This is a genomic window from Mucilaginibacter sp., from assembly GCF_039921305.1.
In the GTDB taxonomy this organism is placed as follows: domain Bacteria; phylum Bacteroidota; class Bacteroidia; order Sphingobacteriales; family Sphingobacteriaceae; genus Mucilaginibacter.
Window position 1 is genome coordinate 98,935 of sequence record NZ_JBDSCA010000040.1, and the last position, 22,298, is coordinate 121,232.

Sequence of the window (22,298 nt, forward strand, 5' to 3'; positions counted from 1 at the left end):
ATTTTTTGTACCTTAGCAAATATGCGGAAATTTTGATTGGTTAATAGGTAACCAATCAACACAATATCAATATCTATGAAAAAATACCTTTTTTTGATCGTTATGCTGTTGGGTACAGCTCCTCAGCTTAAAGCGCAGAAAACTAAAGCCATTGTAACCGGAGCCGATCAAACGGCCGCCTACCTGCCCTATTTAAAAGGTAAAAATGTGGGTATGGTGATCAACCAATCATCGGTAATTAGCAGTAAGCTGGTTTCGGATATAGATACTTTGCCCAAATTGGGTATCAAGATCAAAAAGATCTTCGGCCCCGAGCATGGTTTCCGCGGTAACGCAAGTGATGGCGCTAAAATTGACGACGCGGTTGATGCTAAAACCGGCATCCCCGCCATATCGCTATACGGCAAACACAATAAACCAACTCCCGAAGAGCTTAAAGGTTTAGACGTAGTAATTTTTGATATTCAGGATGTGGGCGCGCGTTTTTACACCTATTTCGCCACCCTGCACCACGTAATGGAGGCTTGCGCCGAAAACAACATCGAAGTAATGATACTGGACCGCCCAAACCCGAACGGCTATTTTGTTGACGGCCCCGTACTGGATACCGCCTTTCGCTCCGGCATAGGAATGCACCCCATACCCGTAACCCACGGTATGACGCCCGCCGAATACGCCCAAATGATAAACGGCGAAGGCTGGTTAAAAAACAAAGTAAAATGCCGTTTAAAAATTATCCCGCTGCTTAATTACACGCACCAAACGCCTTATACGTTGCCTATTCATCCCTCGCCTAATTTAAGTACGCAACAATCGGTATTATTATACCCCAGTATTTGTTTTTTTGAGGGTACAAGTTTGAGCCTTGGCCGTGGTACAACTTTCCCTTTCCAGGTTATTGGCGGACCGTTGCTTAAAGATCAGTACAGCTTTTCGTTCACGCCGGTGAGCATTCCCGGGGTGAGTGATAACCCGCCATTAAAAGGCCAGCTATGCTATGGTATCGATCTGCAAAAGTACGATGTACATAACCCAAAAACAGGCGGTAAACTAAACCTGAGCTGGATATTGAACTTATACAAAAACTATCCCGATAAGGCTCACTTCTTTATCCCCTACTTTACCAAACTCGCCGGAACAAAAGAATTACAGAAACAAATAGAATCCGGCAAAACCGAACAAGAGATCCGCGCAAGCTGGGAACCCGGTTTGAGTAAGTACAAAAAAATGAGGGTACAGTATTTGCTTTATAAATAAGGTGGTGAGTGGTGAATAGAGAGTGGTGAATGGTTAAACTAAACCTGCTACTTATTACTCACCATTCGGTACTAACAATTAACTATCCACAACAATGAAAATTATATTCATGGGCACCCCCGAATTTGCGGTGGCATCGTTAGATGCTTTAGTTAAATCGGGCTTTGATATAGTAGGTGTAATAACCGCTCCGGATAAACCGGCTGGCCGTGGGCAAAAGCTGAATGAGTCTGCCGTGAAGCAGTACGCGGTTGCCAATGGCCTTAAAGTTTTACAGCCCGAAAAATTAAAGAACCCTGAGTTTTTAACCGAGCTTAAAGCCCTGCAAGCCGATCTGCAGGTTGTGGTAGCCTTCCGGATGCTGCCCGAAGTGGTTTGGAGCATGCCGCCAAAAGGGACCATTAATTTACACGGATCGTTATTGCCGCATTACCGTGGCGCCGCGCCTATTAATTGGGCCGTTATTAATGGTGAACTATTCAGCGGGGTAAGCACCTTCTTTTTAAAGCAGGAAATTGATACCGGCGATATTTTGTTTACCGAAACCGTACCCATAGCCGAAAACGATACCGCCGGCGACCTGCATGATACCCTGATGGAAGTTGGCGCCAAACTATTGGTTAAAACCGTTAAAGCCATTGAAACCGGCAACTATACCGAACAACCCCAAGAACACCTTACCGAAGGCGTTGAACTAAAACACGCCCCCAAACTATTTAAAGAAACCTGCCAGATAGATTGGGTACAACCTATTGATAAGGTATTTAACCTCATCCGTGGCTTAAGTCCCTATCCTACCGCTTACACGCAGCTCAACGGCAAAGTATTCAAAATATTTAAAGCCGAGAAAAATGACAGCGAACCGGGCATATCTGCCGGGGGTTTTTTAACTGATAATAAAACCTTTTTGAAATTTGCCTGCACCGATGGTTTTATTTGCCCCACCGATGTGCAGTTGGAAGGCAAAAAGCGGATGGGCATTGAGGAGTTTTTAAGGGGTGTGAGGTTGTAGGTTCAATCTCCCGTTGATGCAAGTTTTTTTGTGCGGCTTATTAGCTTTTGTTTTTCCTGTAATAAAATCTCAAGCTTTTTATTGGCAGGCAACTGAGTTTGCTGATATTGTTCTATAATTGGTAGTGTGATTATAAGTTTTAATACGGCACGGTTATCCTTTAAAGTCTGTTCCGCCTTTTCAATATTCCCGAGCAAAGTAGTTTGGGTTGAAATTTTATGCTCGTAGTTAGTTTTGTTTTGAGTAACGAACTTTTCAAACTCTTTCCGCAAAACAGAATCTTTAATATCCTTAATATTTTCTAATGCCGAAGCATAGTACTGGTTTGATTTAGTTCGGTAAATATCAAATTGCTTCAAACTATCAGTTTGCATTTGATCATTCGCAATCATATCATCCTCCAACCTTTTAAGTTCTGGCCGCTTTACAAGCAATTTACCATAGATAGTATTAACCATATTACCGGGGCCTCCCCTTTTAAACGACATTACATCGCTATCATCTTCCGATGTTAATGTTACTGGTTCAGATGGGTGTCCTTTTTCTTTGTCAGATCCGCATGATAGACATCCCAAACAAATCAATACAGCCAAAATTAATTTTCTTGATGATCTCATGTAGTTTAAGGTTTATATTTATTTAGATGGTGTTACTCTAACAATGTTACTCATAAAAGATGGAATGTTTAAAGCATACGCTATTCATCACTTTAAAGTAAAAAGGAAACATAGATTAAAACCAGCCGGGCTGTTATTCCGATACTTGCGCCAAAGTTAAAACACCATGTATGCAAACGCCCGCATAAGCAAACTGAACCAGGAGATAGAACCTTTACGCGCTCAGTTAATTAATCACCCGCTTTATAAAAATATTACCAGTATTGATGCCTTGCAGGTTTTTATGGAGCACCATGTGTTTGCCGTTTGGGATTTTATGTCGTTGCTAAAATCGTTACAACAAAAACTAACCTGCGTTACTTTGCCCTGGGTGCCGGTTGGCAGCGCCAATACCCGTTACCTGATTAACGAGATCGTTGCCGGCGAAGAAAGTGATATTGACGAAGCGGGAAACCGCACCAGTCATTTTGAGCTTTATTTAAAAGCTATGGCACAAGCCGGATGCAGTAATGTAGCCATCAACACCTTATTAGACCAAATTAAAGATGGCTTAACCGTTAGCGAAGCACTGAAAGCCGAAGAAGTTACCACAGCTGCATCAAACTTTGTACAGCATACTTTTGATGTGATTAACCGCACGCCTGATTATATACAGGCGGCCGTTTTTACTTTTGGCAGAGAAGATTTGATCCCATCCATGTTTATCAGCATGGTGAAAGAGATCAACGCGCAATTTCCCGGCAAGGTTGATACCTTATTATATTACCTGGAAAGGCACATCGAAGTTGATGGCGACCACCACTCCCAATTAGCCTATCAAATGACAGCCGAACTTTGCGGCGAAAACGACCAACACTGGCAACAGGCAACCCAGGCCGTAAAACAAGCCCTGCAAGCCCGTATTGATTTTTGGGACGGGATTTTGGAAACTATAAATGCAAAAGAGGTAGTTGGCTAATAATAATACACCGTGTCATAGAACGACCCTGCCTGCCGGCAGGCAGGGTACGAGAGAGAAATCTTCTGCTCAATAACAATCGGTAACCTTTAAACCGCAGAAGATCTCTCACTATCGTTTCGAGATGACAATAAGAATATAGTTTAATTCTACAACCTATTCAGCGCTTCCATCAACAGCTTACTTGTTTCGTTAAAGTAGCGTTTGCGGCCGAAGCCCATTACCCATTGTATGCCGCGGGTGGCGTTGGTGATGAATACCTCGTCGGCCTGGTTGAGTATTTCGGGATCGAGCTGGGCCTCGGTCATGGGTACGTTGTTGGCTATGGCTAAATCTATTACTACCTGGCGCATTACACCGCCTATGCAGCCTTCGCTTAAAGCGGGAGTGTATAAATGGTTTTGGTATAATACAAATACGTTAGCGCTAATGGTTTCGCACAAAAATCCGTTTTGGTTTAAAATAAAGGCTTCGTCCAGCCTGTTTTGCGCCTTAAATAAACCGGCCATTACGTAGAGCTGCGAGTTACAGGTTTTATAGTTGGATAGCATGTTGATAGCCTTGGGCATATCGGTATACATATCCATAATGAGGCCTTTGGTGTTTAAAAAATAGCGGGGCTCATCAACATGTTGCAGCTCAAGGCAGTAACCGTTTTTATTTTGAGTGGGTGTATATAAACCTTCGGCATCGCGGTAAACGGTGAGGCGCAGGCGGGCGTGCTTGGCTTTATTACGACTGGCTAACTCTTCGGCTTTCTCTTTCAAAAAATAAGCGTCCATTTGCGAGTAGCCATCAATATGTAGCGCACGCATACCTTTTTGCAACCGCTCGGCATGCAAGTCAACAAACTTGAGTTTGCCTTTCATCATGCGCATGCTCTCGAACAAACCATCCCCATACCTAAAACCCCGGTTAGATATACCGAGTAGTTTGGTATCGGCAGGCAGTATTTCGCCGTTATAATTGATCAGATTCGGTGTCATCTTTTAAAATAGAATCAAGAGTCAAGAAGCAAGAGTCAAGACTTTTGGCTCTGCAATAATTTTTGTTGCTGATTGATCGATCACTTTTTTCATCATTTCGCTTTTTCTTGGTTCTTGGCTCTTGATTCTTGCTTCTAATTAAATATCAGCCTGCATATATTTTTGCCATTTATCTAAAACGGCAACAAAATCTGCCGGTAAGGGCGCTTCAAAATGCATGTATTTACGTGTTGTTGGGTGTATAAATCCTAAAGTTTGGGCATGCAATGCCTGCCTGGGCATTAATGCAAAGCAATTTTCAACAAATTGTTTGTATTTATTAAAAATAGTTCCTTTTAAAATATGATCGCCGCCGTAGGTAGCATCGCTAAACAGCGGGTGGCCAATGTGTTTCATGTGCGCGCGGATCTGGTGGGTACGGCCCGTTTCCAGCTGGCACTCAATAAGGGTAACATAATTCATGCGCTCTAAAACCCGGTAATGGGTAACGCTCCATTTTCCCTTTTCGGGATCATCATAAATGCTCTGCACGCGTCTGTCTTTAATACTGCGGTTAATGTATCCGGTAACGGTGCCATCGGTTTCAATATCTCCCCAGGCCAGTGCGGTATATTTGCGGGTAATGGTGTGCTCATAAAACTGACGGGCAAGCCAGGTCATGGCGCGCTCGTTTTTGCTGATGAGCAACAAGCCCGATGTATCCTTATCAATCCGGTGAACCAAACCGGGGCGGCCATCGTTACCCGGCATGGTAGGTAACTGGTCAAAGTGATAAACAAGGGCATTAACCAACGTGCCCGTATAATTATTGTAGCCGGGGTGCACCACCATTCCGGCGGCTTTGTTTACCACCAGTACATCATCATCTTCGTAAACAATATTTATCGGGATGTTCTCGGGGTAAACCTCGGTATCACGCGGCGGATGCGGCAATACTACCTGTATCACATCCAGTGGTTTTACCTTATAGTTTGATTTTGTGGCTTTATCATTAACCAGTACATTACCCAGCTCAATTGCGTTTTGTATGCGGTTGCGCGATGCATTCTCAACCTTGTGCATCAAAAACTTATCAATGCGCAATAAATGCTGGCCTTTATCAACAACTACACGCAGGTGTTCAAATAAATCCTGGTCTTCCTGTTCGTCTAATTCGGCTTCGTTGTTCATTGGCGGCAAAAATACCCATTTTAGGGTATATTATTTTATTAAAAAATAATTGTAGTTTTGTTTACAAAATAGTTACAAACCATAAACCTTAATTACTTAAACATGAAAAAAATCTTTACTTTAATTGTATTGGGTGCCTTGTGCATCAGCAAAACAAACGCGCAGGATATATCTGGAATTTTTAAGGGTGGCCCTTCGGATGTTAACGCATTACTTAATGCTTATACCAATCCATTGTTCAAAGGCTTTGGTAATGGATTGAATGGTGGGTGGACAAATACTGCCAAAACACAAAAGTTTTTACGCTTCGCTATCAGAGTAAGTGCAACGGGCAGTATTGTTCCGGATGCAGACAGGGCTTTTGATATTAACTCTTTAAATTTAACAAACATTAGGCCTACCAATTCAGGGCAATCACTGTCGCCAACCTTTGGCGGCCGTAATGGTGCTGTTGGCCAAAATATTACCTATTACAACGATCCTAAAAACCCAGCGTTAGGAAAATATGACACTAAACTGCCTGATGCCGTTAGCACAATTATCCCTGCACCACAAGTTCAATTAACTGTAGGTTTAATTAAAAGCACCGATATTACCTTGCGTGTAATCCCAACTTTTCAAGTTAATAGCGATGTTGGTTCATTAGGTATGTTTGGTGTAGGTTTGAAACACAACTTCTCGGGCGATTTTGGTACTGCAAGTCATGTAATACCTTTCGATCTTGCTTTAGCAGTTGGCTATACTCACCTAAGCTATACCAAAACATTAGATGTTAAGCCAGATGCCAATAACGCAGGTACAAGTGGCAGCCAGGATTACAGCAATCAAAAACTACAAGGTGACTTTAGCGGCTGGAACGCTCAGATCATTTTATCTAAAAAATTATTATTTTTTACACCGTTTGTTTCAGTTGGCTATTTAACCAGCAAAACCGATGTAGGATTAAAAGGTAACTTCCCGTTTGTAACAGGTGCCGATCCTATTACAGGTAAACCTAAGTATACAACCACTCCCGATCCTATTACAATTAACAGTTCTGCTGCAGCAACCAGCGGTGCCCGTGCCGATGTTGGTTTCCAAATGAGCTTGTTTTTCCTTAAAATTTATGGTTCATATAGCTTTGCCGAATACCAATCATTTAATGGTGGTATCGGTCTTGGTTTCTAATTTGATCCATACTTGATAGATCTTCAAATTTATAGCCCCGTTCAAAAAATCGATAACCCGGTTTTTACAGAACGGGGCTTAAATGTTTTTATAAAGCGCGACGACCTGATCCACCCCCTCATATCGGGCAATAAATGGCGCAAACTCAAATACATTCTTAAAAAAGCACAAAGCCAGGGTAAAAACCATTTGGTAACTTTTGGTGGTGCTTACTCAAACCACTTGCTGGCTACCGCGGCAGCGGCAGCATTATTTGGTTTCCAAAGCACGGGCATTGTCCGCGGCGAAGAGGTGAGCAACACCCACCTGTTTTTATGCCGTTTGCACGGGATGAAACTGTTATTTGTTGATAGGGAGGCTTATCGCGATAAGCAACAACTATTCGGCAAGTATTTTGGTGATGATGATAACGCCTTTTTTATTGACGAAGGCGGCGCGTCTGCCGAAGCCGCGCAAGGTTGCAGCGAATTGATAAACGAATTAGAGCAACCCTTCGATCATATCTTCTGCGCCTGCGGAACGGGGACTACCGCGGCAGGTATTATTAACGGCATCAGCAACAATAAACTCAACACCCAATTTCATGCCGTGCCTGTTTTTAAAAATGGTGGCTTTATGGCTGCCGAAATTGACCGGTATTTAACAAACCCTACCCCCTACCAATTACATCTTGATTATCACTTTGGCGGTTACGCTAAAACTACGCCCCAACTAATCCGGTTTATTGAGCAGTTTGTACAAGATACAGGCATTGTTATAGAGCCTGTGTATACCGGCAAAATGTTCTATAGTATTTTTGATCTGGCCCGAGCCGGATACTTTAAGCCCGGTTCTTCCATATTAGCCATACATACCGGCGGTGTTTTGGGGTTGTTTGGGATGATGGATAAGTTTATAGCTTAATGTTTTAACCACAGAGTACACAACATCTCCACTATGTTATTGCGAGGTACGAAGCAATCTCTTTAAGTCAATCACCATGTTGGTATACATTGCATATGGTAAACTTGTAGAGTCCGCTTGTCCTAAAGAGATTGCTTCGTACCTCGAAATGACGTGATGGTGAAAATTGAAAGGCCACCAATCCAAAATGATAGCTATTTAAGCAGACCTATAAAATTTCCATCCAAAAATTCAGAGCAACTATTTTCACGTTCAGTTCAAAAACCAACTTTAAACAATTTAAAGTTGTATTTTGAACCCACGGGTTCAAAAACAGCCTAATTTGCATAAATTAAGGCATTTTAGTAAATTTGGATAAATCCATCTTACATATGTACAACCTTTCTGTTGCTCCAGCCGATGTTCAGTCCGTTTTAAAAAAACATATTTTGGCCGACGGTTTCGACCTTACCTTTGATATGGAAAAAAGCCAGGGCGTTTACATTCACGATTCAAAACACGATCGTAAACTACTCGATTTTTTTACCTGTTTCGCATCGGTACCACTGGGCTATAATCATCCTAAAATGGTAAACGACGAAGCCTTTAAAAAGAGCCTGATGCTGGCCGCGCTTACCAACCCTTCAAACTCTGATATTTATACCGAGCAGTACGCCCAGTTCATCAAAACGTTTGATAAAGTTGGCATACCCGATTACCTTCCGCATGCCTTCTTTATTTCGGGCGGTGGCGTGGCTATCGAGAATGCTTTGAAGGTAGCGATGGATTGGAAGGTGCAAAAAAACTTTGCCAAAGGTTACAATAGCGAAAAAGGCTTTAAGGTGATCCACTTTGAGCACGCTTTTCATGGCCGCACAGGTTATACCATGAGCCTCACCAATACATCGCCAGAGAAAACCAAATGGTATGCCCAGTTTGATTGGCCCCGGATTAGTATACCTGTTATGAGTTTCCCCGACACGGCCGACAAGCAGGATGATCTGTTGCGCAGAGAAGCTGTTTCGATAGCGCAGATCAAGCAGGCTTTCGCGGATAATAAAGATGAGGTTTGTGCAATAATAATTGAGCCCATACAATCTGAAGGTGGTGATAATCACGTACGTAAAGAGTTTTTGGAACAGTTGCGTGTACTGGCCGACGATAACGAGGCCATGCTGATATACGATGAGATACAAACGGGTGTTGGCCTTACCGGGAAGTTTTGGTGCCACGAGCATTTTGGCGAACACGCCCGGCCCGATATTTTAGTTTTTGGTAAAAAGATGCAGGTATGTGGCATTTTAGCCGGTAAAAAGGTTGATGAGATTGAGGGGAATGTGTTTAACGTACCATCGCGCATTAATTCAACCTGGGGCGGTAGTTTGGTAGATATGGTTAGATCAACAAAAATATTGGAGATAATAGCCGAAGATAAGCTTTGTGATAACGCGGCAGATTGCGGAAACTATTTACAGCAACAACTGAATAAGCTATCCGAAAAATACGAGATAATAAGCAATGTGCGCGGCCGTGGCTTACTCACCGCGTTTGATTTTCCGGACAAGGAAACCCGCGATAACTTTATACATAAAGGATTAGATCACAATGTGATGTTTTTAGGTTGCGGTACACATACCATCCGCTTTAGGCCAGCACTAACCATGACCAAACAGGATATAGATGAGGGACTAATAATAATGAATAAAATATTGTTATAATTAAATTTTTATAGTGTAAAGAATGTAACAGGAATGTTCAAAATTATTTTTATTATAATACACACTTTTAATCATTTTGAGCGTTGTTTAGATGTATAATTACTTTAAATACATAATTATACTCGATTTTTATATATAATTTTGCACAACGAACAGATAATGAGCACTCCCCAACGCGCCCATAACGATTTAAGCATATAATGAATTAAAAACTCCAACATGAGCAAACACACCGAAAAATTAAGAAAACAGTTATTAGAGATCTCCGAAGTTGTAAACGCCTTTAAATCAGAGGCTGTCCAGGTCAAAATAATAGACCGCTTATTGGATAGTATTATGGAAAGCGACAGGCACGAAGACGGCGATTTCAAACTGCAAGAACGCCGTACCCGCAATTTCCAATCATCAGAAGATGGTGCAGATGGCAGAGTAAGAGGTCGTAAAAAACCAGGCGCTACCAAAATTTTAAACCAAATTATCCATACCGACTTTTTTGACGTTCCCCGTTCAATTGCCGGTATAGCTAATTACTGTAAGGATCAATATGATTCTGACTTTAAAACATCAGAATTATCAGGCATCCTGCTAAAACTCGCGAACGAAAAGAAACTAAAACGCGAGCGCAATAACGATAACAATCGCTTCGATTACGTTAAATACTAAAACAAAAGAGCCGGTATAACCCCATATACCGGCTCTTTTGTTTTATGAGTTGGGAATAAGAGTTTGTCATTTCGACGAACAGCGATGGAAAAAGCACTGGGGGAGGAGAAATCTTCTGCTTCATGCACTTCATCTTGTTAATCGCAGAAGATTTCTCTTTCGCGCAACCGCACTCCCCAGCCCTGTCTCTATCGAAATGACATTTTTGATTGATATTCTTAACCTAACTACCTAAACAAAAGCGCTAAAGCCAGTTATGGCACGGCCAACTATCAGCGAATTAATTTCTTTAGTACCCTCGTACGAATAGATGGCTTCGGCATCGGCAACAAAGCGGGCCACATCATACTCCAGTAAAATACCATTACCACCCATTACTTCGCGCGCTCGGCTCACCACATCGCGGGTGCGTAAAGAGCAAAATACTTTAGCCAGAGATGCATGTTCATCCTTCAGCTTACCTTCGTCCTGCAATTGTGATAAGCGGAAACACAAGGTTTGCATCGCCGTAAGGTTTGACAACATCTCGACCAAATGATTCTGTATCAACTGGAACGACGCGATGGGCTTGCCAAACTGTTTACGCTTGCGGGTATAATCTAAAGCGGCTTCGTAAGCGCCACGGGCGCAGCCTACGGCCTGCCAGGCTACTCCGGCGCGGGTCATTTGTAATACTTTGGCGGTATCTTTAAACGAATTGGCGTTTTGCAGCCTGTCAACTTCCTGCACCTCGCAATTGGTTAAGGTGATCAACCCGTTTTGCACAATGCGGAGGGCCATTTTATCCTTTATTTTTTCGACAGTAAAGCCGGGTGTATCTTTTCGCAATAAAAACCCTTTTACCTGGTTATCATCCAGATCACGCGCCCATATCACAATAACATCGGCAAAGGTGGCGTTGCCTATCCATTTTTTTTGACCGTTTAGCACCCAGGTATCGCCGTTGCGTTTAGCCGTTGTGGTTAACCCTCCGGCCGCTGCCGATCCAACTTCGGGCTCGGTTAAACCGAAGGCTCCTATCGCTTTAAACTGCTGTAATTGGGGCAACCATTCCTGCTTTTGCTCGTCCGATCCGCAGAGGTAAATAGAACCCATGCACAGGCCGCTTTGCACGCCAAAAAAGGTGGAGATGGAAGTATCAATACGAGCCATTTCCATAGCCAGTATACCTTCCATTAAAAATGATTTATTGGGGCAGCCATAACCCTCGTAGGTTAAACCGCAAATGTTTAGTTCGGCCAGTTTGGGTATGATCTCGAACGGGAACTCGGCCTTGAGCCAGTATTCGTTGACAATGGGTTTAATTTCCTTCTCCATAAAGGCTCGTACTTTGAGTTGCAGTTCGCGCTCCTCGTCGGTTAAGGCTTGTCCTAAATGGTAAAAATCACCTTCAATGGGTGGGAGTTCTTTGTGGTGGTGGTCGCCTTTCAGCATTTTAACTACGGCGCCAAGCTGGTTGTCATCTAATTTGCCAACGGCTGCCATCACTTCGCCCAGATCTATTTTGGACGCGAGTTTGCTCATTTGATCAATATCAATAGATTGAAAAAGGTGGAACAGCCCGCGGGCTTTTGAAAATATATTAGCCATAATTTAGGTTTGGTTATCCTGATTAACGGCAAATTATGCAACGTGTTTTATATTATGGTAAAAGATATGTCATATCGAATTAACCAACGAGGCAACTGTAATGTATAATACGGCGTAATGTATTTGATTTAGCATTTAACTGTGCTTTTAAATATCAACTACTATGAAAGCAAAAAACCTACTATTATTTCTTTTGGTTATTACCATTACCGCGTGCCGAAAACAAGCAGAACAACCTGTTTTGAAATCTATTATATCTTCGGATAAACCCGTACTCAAATTAAAGGATATGATAGTAAACAGGCTTCCTTCGCCTTATTATCACTTTGATTATAATGACTCAGGGTATATCACCAAAGCTGCTTTCGCCTCTGGCTTAAGCTTTTACCACCTTACTTATACCGATAAAAAAGTAAGTGAAATGGCTATGAACAAAGATGTTCCTTTTGATACCAAAAAGGATAAAATGGAATACGATTATGATCATGATAATTTAACCGGTATCAGGGTAATTGATAAAAATGGCGTTTTATATAGGAAGTGCCTTTTAACCTATTTCCCATCCAAACAGCTGCAAAAACTGGAGTGGGATGTAAAAGTAAGTAATACCGCTTTTGCGACAGAAATGATATTGGAGTTTAGCTATTATGCAGATGGTAATTTAGAGAGAATTAAATACACAAGCTCACCCACCAACTCACAAACCCTATCCCATTATGAGGATAAATATGAAAATTACGATGACAAATTAAATGCGGATGGCTTTTCGCTGCTGCATATCAACCCATATTTCCTCAACCTTATACTTTTACCATCGGTACACTTGCAAATGAACAATCCGCGGCATATGACTCACACCGGGGATGGCGATAACTATACAATAGATTATTCTTACACTTACGATGCCCAAGCAAGGCCATTGACAAAAAGCGGTGACTTTGCTTACACCAACGGCACCAATGCTGGTCTACATGTTGATTTGCTAACTACTTTCTCTTATTATGATTGAGTGCAGTTTTTTAACCACAGAGTTCACAGAGAAGCGAAAAAAACAGAGGGACACAGAGATTAATTTCTCTGTGCCCCTCTGTGTAAAAACGCTGTGAACTCTGTGGTTAAAAAACTACCTGAGGCTCATCAAATTATCAACGCCTAAAATTCGTTTTGATAAAAAACCTTCGCCGTAGCGGGCGCCTATTACTTTACCCATTTCGCGGGCGCGGCCCTCAACAATGGGGTAAAAATCGGATGAGGAAATGTACGTTTGGTGCTCTTCTTTCCACTCCGGGTTGTAAAATTGCGAGCCGTAGGCCTGTATGCTTTCTATCTTTTTATCCCAGTATTCGGTAATATCAACCACAATATCGGGCTGAATGTATTGATCCTGAATAAAGTGAAGTAAAAGATTTGGTCGCCATTCCTTTTGTAATTTGCCATCAACACGGGTTTCTATCTTGCGTAAGCCGGATAAAAAACACGAGTCTACAACCAGTTCGCTGGCACGGCCATGATCGGGGTGCCTGTCGTAATAGGCATTGGTAATTACAATATCGGGCTGGTATTTACGGATGGCGGCGATAACTTTTAATTGGTGCTCCTGGTCGTTCTTAAAAAAGCCATCGGCTAATTCTAAGTTTTCGCGGATGGTTAGTCCTAAAACTTTGGCGGCGGCATCGGCTTCCTGCATGCGGATCTCGGCGGAGCCGCGGGTGCCTAATTCGCCTTGCGTTAAATCAACAATACCAACTTTGTGGCCCAGGGCAACATGTTTTAATATAGTGCCCGAGCAGCCTAATTCGGCATCATCAGGGTGAACGGCTATAACAAGAATATCTAATTTTTGCATTTTTATTGATCAGCAGAAAGTAAGCGCACAATACGCTTTTTTACTTTGGATGAGGTTGGGTTGGTGAACGGGAAAAAGAAATCAACCACTTCGCCCTTTTTGTTAATTAAGTATTTGTGAAAGTTCCAGCGCGGTTTTGTACCTACGTGGCCGTTTGCTTTTTTGTCGGCTAAAAATTTGAACAGCGGATGCGCGTATTCGCCCCTAACCCTCAGTTTATTAAAAATTGAATAGTGCGCATGGTGATTTACCTCGCAAAAAGCGGCTATTGATTTACCTTCCAGGGGCTCTTGCCCGCCAAAATCGTTTGATGGGAAAGCGAGGATCTCAAAATCCTGACCCTCCATCTCTTTGCGCAACGTTTCCAGATCGGTGAGTTGCGGTGTGAAGCTACACTCTGATGCCGTATTCACAATTAAAAGAACTTTATCTTTGTAGTTAGCTAAACTAACTTCTTCCCCGCTTAACTTTTCAACGTTAAACCGGTAAACGTTTTTCTCGTCCATTTTAGTTTCGGTGGTATAAATAACCCGACGCGTTCAGTATCGATTCAATATCGTGTTCTTCCTGCGGATCATAGGTTTGTTTCAAATTATGGCCGAATAATCGTGCCAGTGATTGAAACATAAACGCATTAATACCACCTTTTAGTTCTTTCACCAATTGAAAACTTGTATCGCCGGTTTCGCGGTTCACCAGTTTGATCAGTATTTCGCCCTGGGTGATACTCATATTCTCTATTTCGTGCTTAAACAGGTCTTTAATTTCCTTTTCGCAGGTCTTCACCATTTCTTTCTGGCGCTTTTTATCGGCGGTGGTAGCCAGGTCGCGCTCTAACTGGCGGTAACGGTTGCCGGCATATATGGCATAAGGCTCAACCTTAAGCACATTATAACGCAGGCGGAAGTAATTCATCCGGTCTTCGGGAGTTTTAAAAACACGGCCATCACGTATGTAGGTTTCTTTGGCCATTATCCATGGTACTATCTGGCCATCCAATATGGCAGTAGCTACCTTAATGGTATCGTTTTTGCCTAATTTGGGCCAAACGGGTTTAACATCCTGAGCATGAGCACATGTGAGGAAGCAGCTAAACGCTAATAAATACCCGATTAATTTCATATTTTTACTTACAACAAAATTAATGCTATTTTTTTGAGTTTATTATATTAAAGATACAAATTATAGTTTGTTGCAATTATATTGCAATGATTTTATTTATACCGGAGCCACCGAATGAAAGAGTTAGTGATTGACCTGGAAGCTGAGAAGAACGAGATACTAAAAAGATACCGCGCTTTGCTACGCGCCTGTAAGCCCACCATGCAAAAGGGCGATAAAACCATGATACGCAAGGCTTTTGACCTTGCGCTGGAGAGCCACCAAAGCATGCGCCGCAAAAGTGGCGAGCCTTATATATACCACCCCATAGCCGTTGCACAAATTGCCGCCGAAGAAATTGGATTGGGTACAACATCTATAGTTTGTGCTTTGCTGCACGATGTTGTTGAGGATACCGATGTTACCTTAGATGATATTGAACATGATTTTGGTAAAAAAGTAGCCAAAATTATTGACGGGCTTACCAAAATATCGGGCGTATTTGATACCAACAGCTCGTTACAGGCCGAGAACTTCCGTAAGATGCTGCTTACGCTGGCTGATGATGTGCGGGTGATACTGATCAAACTGGCCGATAGGTTGCATAACATGCGTACCATGGAGTTTATGCCCCGTGATAAGCAGTTAAAACTATCATCAGAAACGGTTTATTTGTATGCCCCGCTGGCACACCGTTTGGGATTGTATGCCATAAAGTCAGAATTGGAAGACCTCTCGATGAAATACACCGAGCGCGAAACTTACCAGTTCATCAAATTAAAACTGAACGAGAAAAAAACCGAGCGGGAAAAATTTATCCATGATTTTATTCAGCCGGTAGAAAAAATACTGGTAGCCCAGGATGTGCATGCCGATTTGTTCGGCAGGCCAAAATCCATCCATTCCATCTGGAATAAGATGAAGAAAAAGTCGATCCCGTTTGAAGAGGTTTATGATCTGTTCGCCATCCGGATCATCCTGGATAGCCCGCCTGAGCAAGAAAAATCAGACTGCTGGAAAGCTTATTCTATTATAACCGACTTATACCGCCCCAACCCCGATCGTTTGCGCGATTGGATCTCATCGCCCAAAGCAAACGGTTACGAATCGCTGCACACTACGGTAATGGGACCGCGCGGCCAGTGGGTTGAGGTACAGATCCGCACCAAGCGGATGAACGAAATTGCCGAAAAAGGTTTCGCAGCGCATTGGAAATACAAAGAAGCATCAACAGATAGCGGTTTGGACCAATGGGTGCAAAAGGTACGCGATATGCTCAAAAATCCGGACTCGAACGCGCTCGACTTTCTGGATGATTTTAAGATGAACTTGTTTAGCGACGAGATCTTCATCTTCACACCAAAAGGCGCTTTGATCCAATTACCATCAAACGCTACCGCTTTGGATTTTGCCTTCGAGATACACTCGGATGTGGGCGCGAGCTGTATTGGCGCCAAGGTAAACCACAAGCTGGTACCGCTGGGCCACAAGCTGCAAAACGGCGATCAGGTTGAGGTAATTACATCGAGCAAGCAGATACCTAAAGAAGACTGGCTGAACATTGTGGTTACGGCTAAGGCCAAAGCCAAAATTAAATCGGCACTAAAGGAAGAGAAACGTAAGATTGCCGAGGATGGTAAAGAGATTTTGGAGCGTAAACTTAAATCGCTCAAAATCACTTACAACTCTGATAATATTTATAAGCTGAGTTACTTTTTCAAGCTGCAATCAACCCAGGATCTGTTCTACAATGTAGCCAAAGGGCTTATTGATATGAAGGATTTGAAGGAGTTTGTGGCTTCGGAGAAGATAATCGAGATCAAATCGCCGGAGAAGATCGAAACCGAGCAGGTTCAAAGTATGCTGCGCAGCATTAAAGCTAAGGATAGCGATATTTTGCTTATTGGCGAGGATATGCAGAAGATTGATTACAAGCTATCTGCCTGCTGCAACCCTATCCCCGGCGATGACGTTTTTGGTTTTATTACCGTGAGCGAGGGCATCAAAATACACCGCACCAATTGCCCCAATGCCACCAAATTGATGAGTAACTACGGTTACCGCATTGTAAAGGCCCGCTGGACAAACCAACAGGAACTGGCCTTTTTAACCGGCTTACGTATTACCGGTATTGACGATGTTGGCTTAATTAATAAGCTAACCACCATTATATCAAACGATTTTAAGGTGAACATACGCTCTATTACTGTTGATAGCGATAACGGCATTTTTGAAGGCTCCATTATGGTGTATGTAAATGATACCAACCATCTGGAAAATCTGATCAAAAAACTGAATGATGTGAAAGGCATAACCGCTGTAACCCGTTTTGATTCGGCGGTGGAGAAAGCTTCATAGTTCATGGTTCATAGCTCATGGTTCATGGTTCATAGCTCATGGTTCATAGTTCACGGTAAAAAAGAATATTATGATGCATGAACTTTCCTACTATGAACTATGAACCATTAACTATGAACCAAAAAATACTTAACTTTGAATTGTAATTACTAATCAATGGCTGTACAAGAAACCATAGTGATGGTTAAAAAGATTTTCGAAGCTTATCTCGAAAATAAAAATCTAAGAAAAACTCCCGAGCGTTTTGCCATACTCGAAGAGATATACTCACGCACCGATCATTTTGATGTGGAATCGTTATATATCCACATGAAAAACAAAAAATACCGCGTTAGCCGTGCCACGGTGTACAATACGCTGGAGCTTTTGGTATCGTGCGATTTGGTAACCAAGCATCAGTTTGGTAAAAACATGGCCCAGTTCGAAAAATCATACGGTTACAAACAGCATGATCATATTATATGTATCGACTGTGGTAAGGTGGTTGAGTTTTGCGATCCGCGGATCCAGCAGATCCAATCCATGATGGGTGAGATATTGAAATTCGAGATCAAGCACCACTCGTTAAACCTGTATGGTAACTGCGCTAAACTAAAAGAAGGCGTTTGCGATAGAAGGAATTAATGAATGTTAAGTTGCGAATACTTATTAACATCCTGTTTTTTACAGTGTTGATATAAACTTTTAATTTTTATAAGGTAGATACCCATATCATTATACCTTTGCTGTGCTCATTCAAAATAACTGATAGAAACATGAGCTAACTTTTTTGCTAATACTTTTTTTGACTTAAATAAACCAATAAAATAAATAATGGCTGTTGACGTATTATTAGGCCTTCAATGGGGCGACGAAGGTAAGGGTAAAATTGTGGACGTTTTAAGTGCCGGCTATGATCTGATAGCGCGGTTTCAGGGCGGGCCGAATGCCGGGCATACTTTAGAGTTTGACGGTAAAAAGTTTGTATTGAATACCATTCCTTCCGGGATATTTTTTAACAATACCCAAAACCTGATTGGCAATGGTGTTGTGATTGACCCTATCACCTTAAAACGTGAAATTGATAAGCTGAAAGATGCCGGTCATGATTTGCTGGCAAAAAACAATTTGATGATAGCCAAAAAGGCTCACCTGATTTTGCCTACCCACCAATTGCTTGATGCCGCGTCTGAAAAGAAAATGGGCGACGGGAAAATTGGATCAACCTTAAAAGGTATTGGCCCAACTTATATGGATAAAACCGGACGTAACGGTTTACGTATTGGTGATATTTTATTGCCCGATTTTAAAGAGCGTTACCAAAAGCTAACCGGCAAACATACCTCAATGCTGCAAGCCTTATATGGCGAAGTTGCTGATTTTAGCGAGCGCGAAGCCGCGTTTTTTGAAGCTATTGAGCTGATCAAACAATTCCCGCTGGTTGACTCTGAGCACTTAGTGAACCAATATTTAAAAGACGGTAAAAAGGTATTGGCCGAAGGCGCGCAAGGTGCCATGTTGGATGTTGATTTCGGATCGTACCCTTTTGTAACATCATCAAACACCACTACCGCAGGTGCTTGTACCGGTTTGGGTATTGCTCCGCAAAAAATTGGCGATGTGATTGGTATTTTCAAGGCTTATTGCACCCGTGTTGGTGGCGGCCCCTTCCCTACTGAGTTGGATAACGAGGTTGGCGAAGAACTGCGCAAAATAGGTCATGAGTTTGGCGCTACTACCGGCAGGCCACGCCGTACCGGCTGGATCGATCTTCCGGCCTTGAAATATGCTATTATGCTGAATGGCGTTACCCAAATGGTAATGACCAAGGCTGATGTATTGAGTGGTTTTGATAAGATATACGCTTGTACGCATTACAACTACGCTGGCGAAACCATCGATTACATGCCTTACGATATCTGTACTATTAGCCCTGAGCCTGTATATAAAGAAATTGATGGCTGGCACGAAGACATTACCGGCATTACCGAACTGGACCAGATCCCGGTAAAACTGAAAAACTATATCGACTTTTTAGAGAAGGAACTTGAAGTGCCTATCCAATATTTATCGGTTGGCCCGGATAGGGTTCAAACTTTGGTATTGCACTAAGAAATAAAAGCTATCCATATCTGTCATTTCGATGAGCGGTGGAGAGAATGAGAGATGGAGCGAAGAGAAATCTTCTGCTGTGTAAAAGCAACCCTGCCAAGCACGAGCAGAAGATTTCTCAGTCGTACCTCCTTCGAAATGACAAAATAATATAATATAAAAGGCCGATGCGATCGGCCTTTTATATTGGAAGTCACTAATGAAAATATCACATACCGACATCCTCACCTTTAAGCAAAAGGCATTGCAATGGGCCAATGGTTTTGATGTGGCGGTGTGCCTCAACTCAAACCACTTTACCGATCAATATTCCTGCTTTGAAACGCTGATAGCCGTTGGTGTTAAACAGGAATTGAAATGCAATTCGGGCAAGGCGTTTGAGGCTTTGGATAAATTCAGGCGGGATAACGCGGGTTGGGTATTGGGTTTGCTGAACTATGATCTGAAGAACGAGATAGAAGATGTGGCATCCCATAATCCGGATCAGCTTCAATTCCCCGAGCTTTATTTTTTTGTGCCTGAGCATTTGATCATCATCCGCGAAAGCGAAATAGAAATTATTGGGGATGTGGATATTATGGACCAGATCAATAGTCAAATTATCAGTGACAACTCACCTGATATCAACATCAATATCCAATCGCGGTTTAGCCGGGATGAATATATTGAAACTGTCGAAATCATACAGCAGCACATTATTCGTGGTGATATTTACGAGACCAATTTTTGCCAGGAGTTTTATGCTGAGGATGTTGTAATTGAACCTTTGGCGGTTTATAATCAGCTTACTAAAATATCGCCCTCTCCTTTTGGGACTTATTTTAAGTTGTATGACTGGTACATTATCTCGGCTTCGCCAGAAAGGTTTTTGGCCAAACGGGGCGGGCAACTCATATCGCAACCCATTAAAGGCACCGCCAAGCGCAGCGCCGACAAGGCCGAAGACGAGGTCCTGAAACAAAGCCTGAAAGAGCACCCCAAAGAGCAGCAGGAAAACGTAATGATAGTTGACCTGGTACGCAACGATTTAACCCGCTCTGCAAAGCCTGGCACCGTTAAAGTGGAAGAACTATTCGGTATTTACAGCTTTGAGCAGGTACACCAAATGATATCAACCATAGTGTGCGAAAAGGACGAAAGCCTGAGCGATGTTGCCGTGATCAAAAACACCTTCCCGATGGGCAGCATGACGGGCGCGCCCAAAGTGAGCGCCATGCGGCTGATGGAGCAATACGAACGCAGCAAACGTGGCGTGTACTCGGGCGCGGTAGGTTATTTCAACCCGGATGGGGATTTTGATTTTAATGTGGTGATACGGACCATATTGTATAACGCCGGGAACCAATACCTATCCTTCCAGGTTGGCGGCGCCATAACGTACAACGCCATCGCCGAAAAGGAATATGAAGAATGTTTGTTGAAAGCGAAAGCTATATTGCAGGTGTTGGGGCAAAATTAATTTTGTGCAATTGTAATATCCGGAATATTAAATTGCCCTACGGTATTGACCAAATCATTCAGGTTCGTTTTTAATTTCTTAAAAAAATCCGGAATATCATCGCCGTAGCTTCTGTTACTAATACCAAAAAGCAAAACACCCTTTTTACCATTTTTATCAGTGAATAGCTTATATCGATAAACGTTACGTTCAACAATATTTGTTTTACCACCCGAGTTATCACTAACTATAAAATCCAATATATATTCATTGGTAGCTTTATTCTCTATAATATGATAGTTAACAACCGGATTACTTTCCTTCATTTTTTTTAGCTCATTAACTTTCAAACTCAACACATCTTCTACTTTAAAATCACCAACTACAAAATCCATCAATATCATTGATTTAAATTTGTCTGAAGATTCACCATTAGGCAAAAACTCCTGTTTATAATAGATATCTACAGGATGAGAACTCCATGAAAAAATATAATCCACTTTGTTGAAAGTAATAGGTCCAGTTATTCCAAAATAATCTTTTATTCCCTCTTTATAACGTGCTTTGCCATAAGAAAAAATAGACGACATGATAGATGCTAAAAGTAATACGGCAAGTTTTTTCATTTGATGTGGTAAGGATTTGCTATGAAGATACAATTTTAATCAAATATTAGCATTCCTAAACCTTCCCCGCAACCCTAACCACAATATCCGAGCCAGCGGCAAAGAAAGCTGAGTATGGTTTAACGCTTAAATAGGGTACAAAAGCTTCGCCATACAACTCATTAATATCGGCATCAAAAACAGCGCTTTTTACTTCGTGTATTTGCCATGAGATGTGCTCAACGGCATATTCTAAAGTAGTGCCATCGCGTAGTTTGTTGTATCCCCAGTAATGCTCAAAAATAAATTCTTCGGCGCTGCCGGGTTTAATAGGGGTTGTTTGGTTATTAATTACCGCACCTAATTTGTTCCATTTGCTTTTGAGTTTCCATTCGTAATTATATTCGGTATGGTTGGCATCAACGGGCGTGATGCTGTGGCGCATGGGCATGGCACGGTAAGGTTCGTTGTAAATGGTTTTGGCTGTGATGGCAATGATGTGCTTAGGCACTAATTCGCTAATGAATACGGCGCCGCGTTTCCAGTCCCTCCCATCAAAATATTTAACGTAAAAGCGCAGGTTAACTTCTTCAAAATTGATATGGAAAGGCCATTTTACGCCGAATACCCGGGTATCTTTAAATAAAAAACCTACCATGCTCACCAGTGCTTTCCCTCCCCAAAGGTCGAGCACGGTTGCAGATGGTAGGTAAGGTTTTAGTATCTCCGGGTCAACTTCGTAGTTGAGCATCAACAAATTGCGCCACTGCGCTGATAGAAATTTGGGCTTAGCCATACGGCAAATGTAAACTATACAGCCCAGGAATATTTAACCCTCG

At 42.2% G+C, this 22,298-nt stretch carries 21 protein-coding genes; 12 read left to right on the forward strand and 9 right to left on the reverse strand.

Going from position 1 to position 22,298, the window contains the following annotated elements:
* The first annotated feature begins 75 nt into the window (after positions 1–75).
* Both ABIN91_RS11795 and fmt read left to right on the forward strand, forming a co-directional pair.
* The gene (locus tag ABIN91_RS11795) at positions 76–1,257 is read left to right on the forward strand and encodes a DUF1343 domain-containing protein (protein ID WP_348051307.1); all 1,182 of its coding nucleotides are present in this window, start codon (positions 76–78) and stop codon (positions 1,255–1,257) included.
* 94 nt (positions 1,258–1,351) lie between these two features.
* A complete protein-coding gene (gene fmt / locus ABIN91_RS11800; RefSeq protein WP_348051308.1) occupies positions 1,352–2,269 on the forward strand; it encodes a methionyl-tRNA formyltransferase in 918 nt (305 codons plus the stop codon).
* A gap of 2 nt (positions 2,270–2,271) precedes the next feature.
* Here fmt and ABIN91_RS11805 read toward each other — a convergent pair whose 3' ends face one another.
* The gene (locus tag ABIN91_RS11805; protein ID WP_348051309.1) at positions 2,272–2,886 is read right to left on the reverse strand and encodes a hypothetical protein; all 615 of its coding nucleotides are present in this window, start codon (positions 2,884–2,886) and stop codon (positions 2,272–2,274) included.
* A gap of 166 nt (positions 2,887–3,052) precedes the next feature.
* On the opposite strand from ABIN91_RS11805, the gene ABIN91_RS11810 reads away from it, so the two are divergent.
* A complete protein-coding gene (locus tag ABIN91_RS11810) occupies positions 3,053–3,844 on the forward strand; it encodes a DUF3050 domain-containing protein (RefSeq protein WP_348051310.1) in 792 nt (263 codons plus the stop codon).
* 149 nt (positions 3,845–3,993) lie between these two features.
* On the opposite strand, the gene ABIN91_RS11815 is transcribed toward ABIN91_RS11810, so the two are convergent.
* Together ABIN91_RS11815 and ABIN91_RS11820 are read right to left on the reverse strand one after the other, a co-directional pair.
* A complete protein-coding gene (locus ABIN91_RS11815) occupies positions 3,994–4,830 on the reverse strand; it encodes an aminotransferase class IV (RefSeq protein ID WP_348051311.1) in 837 nt (278 codons plus the stop codon).
* 138 nt (positions 4,831–4,968) lie between these two features.
* Complete coding sequence (locus tag ABIN91_RS11820) at positions 4,969–6,000, reverse strand: RluA family pseudouridine synthase (RefSeq protein WP_348051312.1); 1,032 nt, start codon at positions 5,998–6,000, stop codon at positions 4,969–4,971.
* A gap of 102 nt (positions 6,001–6,102) precedes the next feature.
* Here ABIN91_RS11820 and ABIN91_RS11825 point away from each other — a divergent pair, with 102 nt between their 5' ends.
* The 4 genes from ABIN91_RS11825 (at position 6,103) to ABIN91_RS11840 (ending at position 10,430) form a co-directional block, all read left to right on the forward strand.
* Positions 6,103–7,167 carry a DUF6588 family protein gene (locus ABIN91_RS11825; RefSeq protein WP_348051313.1) on the forward strand — a complete coding sequence of 355 codons (1,065 nt, stop codon included), beginning with the start codon at positions 6,103–6,105 and terminating at the stop codon, positions 7,165–7,167.
* 12 nt (positions 7,168–7,179) lie between these two features.
* Entirely contained in the window at positions 7,180–8,070 is an 891-nt protein-coding gene (locus ABIN91_RS11830) for a pyridoxal-phosphate dependent enzyme (protein ID WP_348051314.1), read from the forward strand.
* 371 nt (positions 8,071–8,441) lie between these two features.
* Positions 8,442–9,767 (forward strand): L-lysine 6-transaminase, encoded by a 1,326-nt coding sequence (lat, locus tag ABIN91_RS11835; protein ID WP_348051315.1) that lies wholly within the window; start codon positions 8,442–8,444, stop codon positions 9,765–9,767.
* A 219-nt stretch (positions 9,768–9,986) separates the two neighbouring features.
* Complete coding sequence (locus tag ABIN91_RS11840) at positions 9,987–10,430, forward strand: hypothetical protein (RefSeq protein WP_348051316.1); 444 nt, start codon at positions 9,987–9,989, stop codon at positions 10,428–10,430.
* Positions 10,431–10,661: 231 nt separating this feature from the next.
* Here the strand turns inward: ABIN91_RS11840 and ABIN91_RS11845 are convergent, their stop codons facing one another.
* Positions 10,662–12,020: an acyl-CoA dehydrogenase family protein gene (locus ABIN91_RS11845; RefSeq protein ID WP_348051317.1), complete on the reverse strand. Its 1,359-nt coding sequence runs from the start codon at positions 12,018–12,020 to the stop codon at positions 10,662–10,664.
* A 163-nt stretch (positions 12,021–12,183) separates the two neighbouring features.
* On the opposite strand from ABIN91_RS11845, the gene ABIN91_RS11850 reads away from it, so the two are divergent.
* The gene (locus ABIN91_RS11850; protein ID WP_348051318.1) at positions 12,184–13,029 is read left to right on the forward strand and encodes a hypothetical protein; all 846 of its coding nucleotides are present in this window, start codon (positions 12,184–12,186) and stop codon (positions 13,027–13,029) included.
* A gap of 114 nt (positions 13,030–13,143) precedes the next feature.
* On the opposite strand, the gene bshB1 is transcribed toward ABIN91_RS11850, so the two are convergent.
* The 3 genes from bshB1 to ABIN91_RS11865 are packed head-to-tail and all read right to left on the reverse strand — an operon-like array spanning position 13,144 to position 14,988.
* Positions 13,144–13,866, reverse strand: coding sequence for a bacillithiol biosynthesis deacetylase BshB1 (gene bshB1 / locus ABIN91_RS11855; protein WP_348051319.1), 723 nt, complete (start codon positions 13,864–13,866; stop codon positions 13,144–13,146).
* 2 nt (positions 13,867–13,868) lie between these two features.
* Entirely contained in the window at positions 13,869–14,372 is a 504-nt protein-coding gene (locus ABIN91_RS11860; RefSeq protein WP_348051320.1) for a glutathione peroxidase, read from the reverse strand.
* A 1-nt stretch (position 14,373) separates the two neighbouring features.
* On the reverse strand, positions 14,374–14,988 hold the full coding sequence (locus tag ABIN91_RS11865) for a DUF4294 domain-containing protein (RefSeq protein WP_348051321.1): 615 nt from the start codon (positions 14,986–14,988) through the stop codon (positions 14,374–14,376).
* A 114-nt stretch (positions 14,989–15,102) separates the two neighbouring features.
* Between ABIN91_RS11865 and ABIN91_RS11870 the strand changes: the two genes are divergently transcribed.
* The 4 genes from ABIN91_RS11870 to ABIN91_RS11885 all read left to right on the forward strand — a co-directional run bounded on the left by ABIN91_RS11870 (position 15,103) and on the right by ABIN91_RS11885 (position 20,875).
* On the forward strand, positions 15,103–17,325 hold the full coding sequence (locus ABIN91_RS11870; RefSeq protein ID WP_348051322.1) for a bifunctional (p)ppGpp synthetase/guanosine-3',5'-bis(diphosphate) 3'-pyrophosphohydrolase: 2,223 nt from the start codon (positions 15,103–15,105) through the stop codon (positions 17,323–17,325).
* Positions 17,326–17,481: 156 nt separating this feature from the next.
* Positions 17,482–17,949 carry a transcriptional repressor gene (locus tag ABIN91_RS11875; RefSeq protein ID WP_348051323.1) on the forward strand — a complete coding sequence of 156 codons (468 nt, stop codon included), beginning with the start codon at positions 17,482–17,484 and terminating at the stop codon, positions 17,947–17,949.
* A gap of 189 nt (positions 17,950–18,138) precedes the next feature.
* Positions 18,139–19,416: an adenylosuccinate synthase gene (locus ABIN91_RS11880; protein WP_348051324.1), complete on the forward strand. Its 1,278-nt coding sequence runs from the start codon at positions 18,139–18,141 to the stop codon at positions 19,414–19,416.
* A 199-nt stretch (positions 19,417–19,615) separates the two neighbouring features.
* On the forward strand, positions 19,616–20,875 hold the full coding sequence (locus ABIN91_RS11885) for an anthranilate synthase component I family protein (protein WP_348051325.1): 1,260 nt from the start codon (positions 19,616–19,618) through the stop codon (positions 20,873–20,875).
* Here the strand turns inward: ABIN91_RS11885 and ABIN91_RS11890 are convergent.
* Together ABIN91_RS11890 and ABIN91_RS11895 are read right to left on the reverse strand one after the other, a co-directional pair.
* Positions 20,872–21,480, reverse strand: a complete 609-nt coding sequence (locus ABIN91_RS11890) for a hypothetical protein (protein ID WP_348051326.1) — start codon at positions 21,478–21,480, stop codon at positions 20,872–20,874. The genes ABIN91_RS11885 and ABIN91_RS11890 overlap by 4 nt on opposite strands.
* Positions 21,481–21,535: 55 nt before the next feature.
* Complete coding sequence (locus ABIN91_RS11895; RefSeq protein ID WP_348051327.1) at positions 21,536–22,255, reverse strand: DUF2071 domain-containing protein; 720 nt, start codon at positions 22,253–22,255, stop codon at positions 21,536–21,538.
* Positions 22,256–22,298 lie beyond the last annotated feature (43 nt).

What these genes read in the sequence shown, in the direction of transcription:
- ABIN91_RS11810 (WP_348051310.1), top strand. Translation starts at nt 3,053, where the DNA reads ATGTATGCAAACGCCCGCATAAGCAAACTGAACCAGGAGATAGAACCT.
- ABIN91_RS11870 (WP_348051322.1), top strand. Translation starts at nt 15,103, where the DNA reads ATGAAAGAGTTAGTGATTGACCTGGAAGCTGAGAAGAACGAGATACTA.
- ABIN91_RS11805 (WP_348051309.1), bottom strand. Translation starts at nt 2,886, where the DNA reads ATGAGATCATCAAGAAAATTAATTTTGGCTGTATTGATTTGTTTGGGA.
- ABIN91_RS11875 (WP_348051323.1), top strand. Translation starts at nt 17,482, where the DNA reads ATGGCTGTACAAGAAACCATAGTGATGGTTAAAAAGATTTTCGAAGCT.
- ABIN91_RS11880 (WP_348051324.1), top strand. Translation starts at nt 18,139, where the DNA reads ATGGCTGTTGACGTATTATTAGGCCTTCAATGGGGCGACGAAGGTAAG.
- fmt (WP_348051308.1), top strand. Translation starts at nt 1,352, where the DNA reads ATGAAAATTATATTCATGGGCACCCCCGAATTTGCGGTGGCATCGTTA.
- ABIN91_RS11845 (WP_348051317.1), bottom strand. Translation starts at nt 12,020, where the DNA reads ATGGCTAATATATTTTCAAAAGCCCGCGGGCTGTTCCACCTTTTTCAA.
- ABIN91_RS11825 (WP_348051313.1), top strand. Translation starts at nt 6,103, where the DNA reads ATGAAAAAAATCTTTACTTTAATTGTATTGGGTGCCTTGTGCATCAGC.
- ABIN91_RS11820 (WP_348051312.1), bottom strand. Translation starts at nt 6,000, where the DNA reads ATGAACAACGAAGCCGAATTAGACGAACAGGAAGACCAGGATTTATTT.
- ABIN91_RS11860 (WP_348051320.1), bottom strand. Translation starts at nt 14,372, where the DNA reads ATGGACGAGAAAAACGTTTACCGGTTTAACGTTGAAAAGTTAAGCGGG.
- ABIN91_RS11850 (WP_348051318.1), top strand. Translation starts at nt 12,184, where the DNA reads ATGAAAGCAAAAAACCTACTATTATTTCTTTTGGTTATTACCATTACC.
- lat (WP_348051315.1), top strand. Translation starts at nt 8,442, where the DNA reads ATGTACAACCTTTCTGTTGCTCCAGCCGATGTTCAGTCCGTTTTAAAA.
- ABIN91_RS11885 (WP_348051325.1), top strand. Translation starts at nt 19,616, where the DNA reads ATGAAAATATCACATACCGACATCCTCACCTTTAAGCAAAAGGCATTG.
- ABIN91_RS11895 (WP_348051327.1), bottom strand. Translation starts at nt 22,255, where the DNA reads ATGGCTAAGCCCAAATTTCTATCAGCGCAGTGGCGCAATTTGTTGATG.
- bshB1 (WP_348051319.1), bottom strand. Translation starts at nt 13,866, where the DNA reads ATGCAAAAATTAGATATTCTTGTTATAGCCGTTCACCCTGATGATGCC.
- ABIN91_RS11890 (WP_348051326.1), bottom strand. Translation starts at nt 21,480, where the DNA reads ATGAAAAAACTTGCCGTATTACTTTTAGCATCTATCATGTCGTCTATT.
- ABIN91_RS11795 (WP_348051307.1), top strand. Translation starts at nt 76, where the DNA reads ATGAAAAAATACCTTTTTTTGATCGTTATGCTGTTGGGTACAGCTCCT.
- ABIN91_RS11865 (WP_348051321.1), bottom strand. Translation starts at nt 14,988, where the DNA reads ATGAAATTAATCGGGTATTTATTAGCGTTTAGCTGCTTCCTCACATGT.
- ABIN91_RS11840 (WP_348051316.1), top strand. Translation starts at nt 9,987, where the DNA reads ATGAGCAAACACACCGAAAAATTAAGAAAACAGTTATTAGAGATCTCC.
- ABIN91_RS11815 (WP_348051311.1), bottom strand. Translation starts at nt 4,830, where the DNA reads ATGACACCGAATCTGATCAATTATAACGGCGAAATACTGCCTGCCGAT.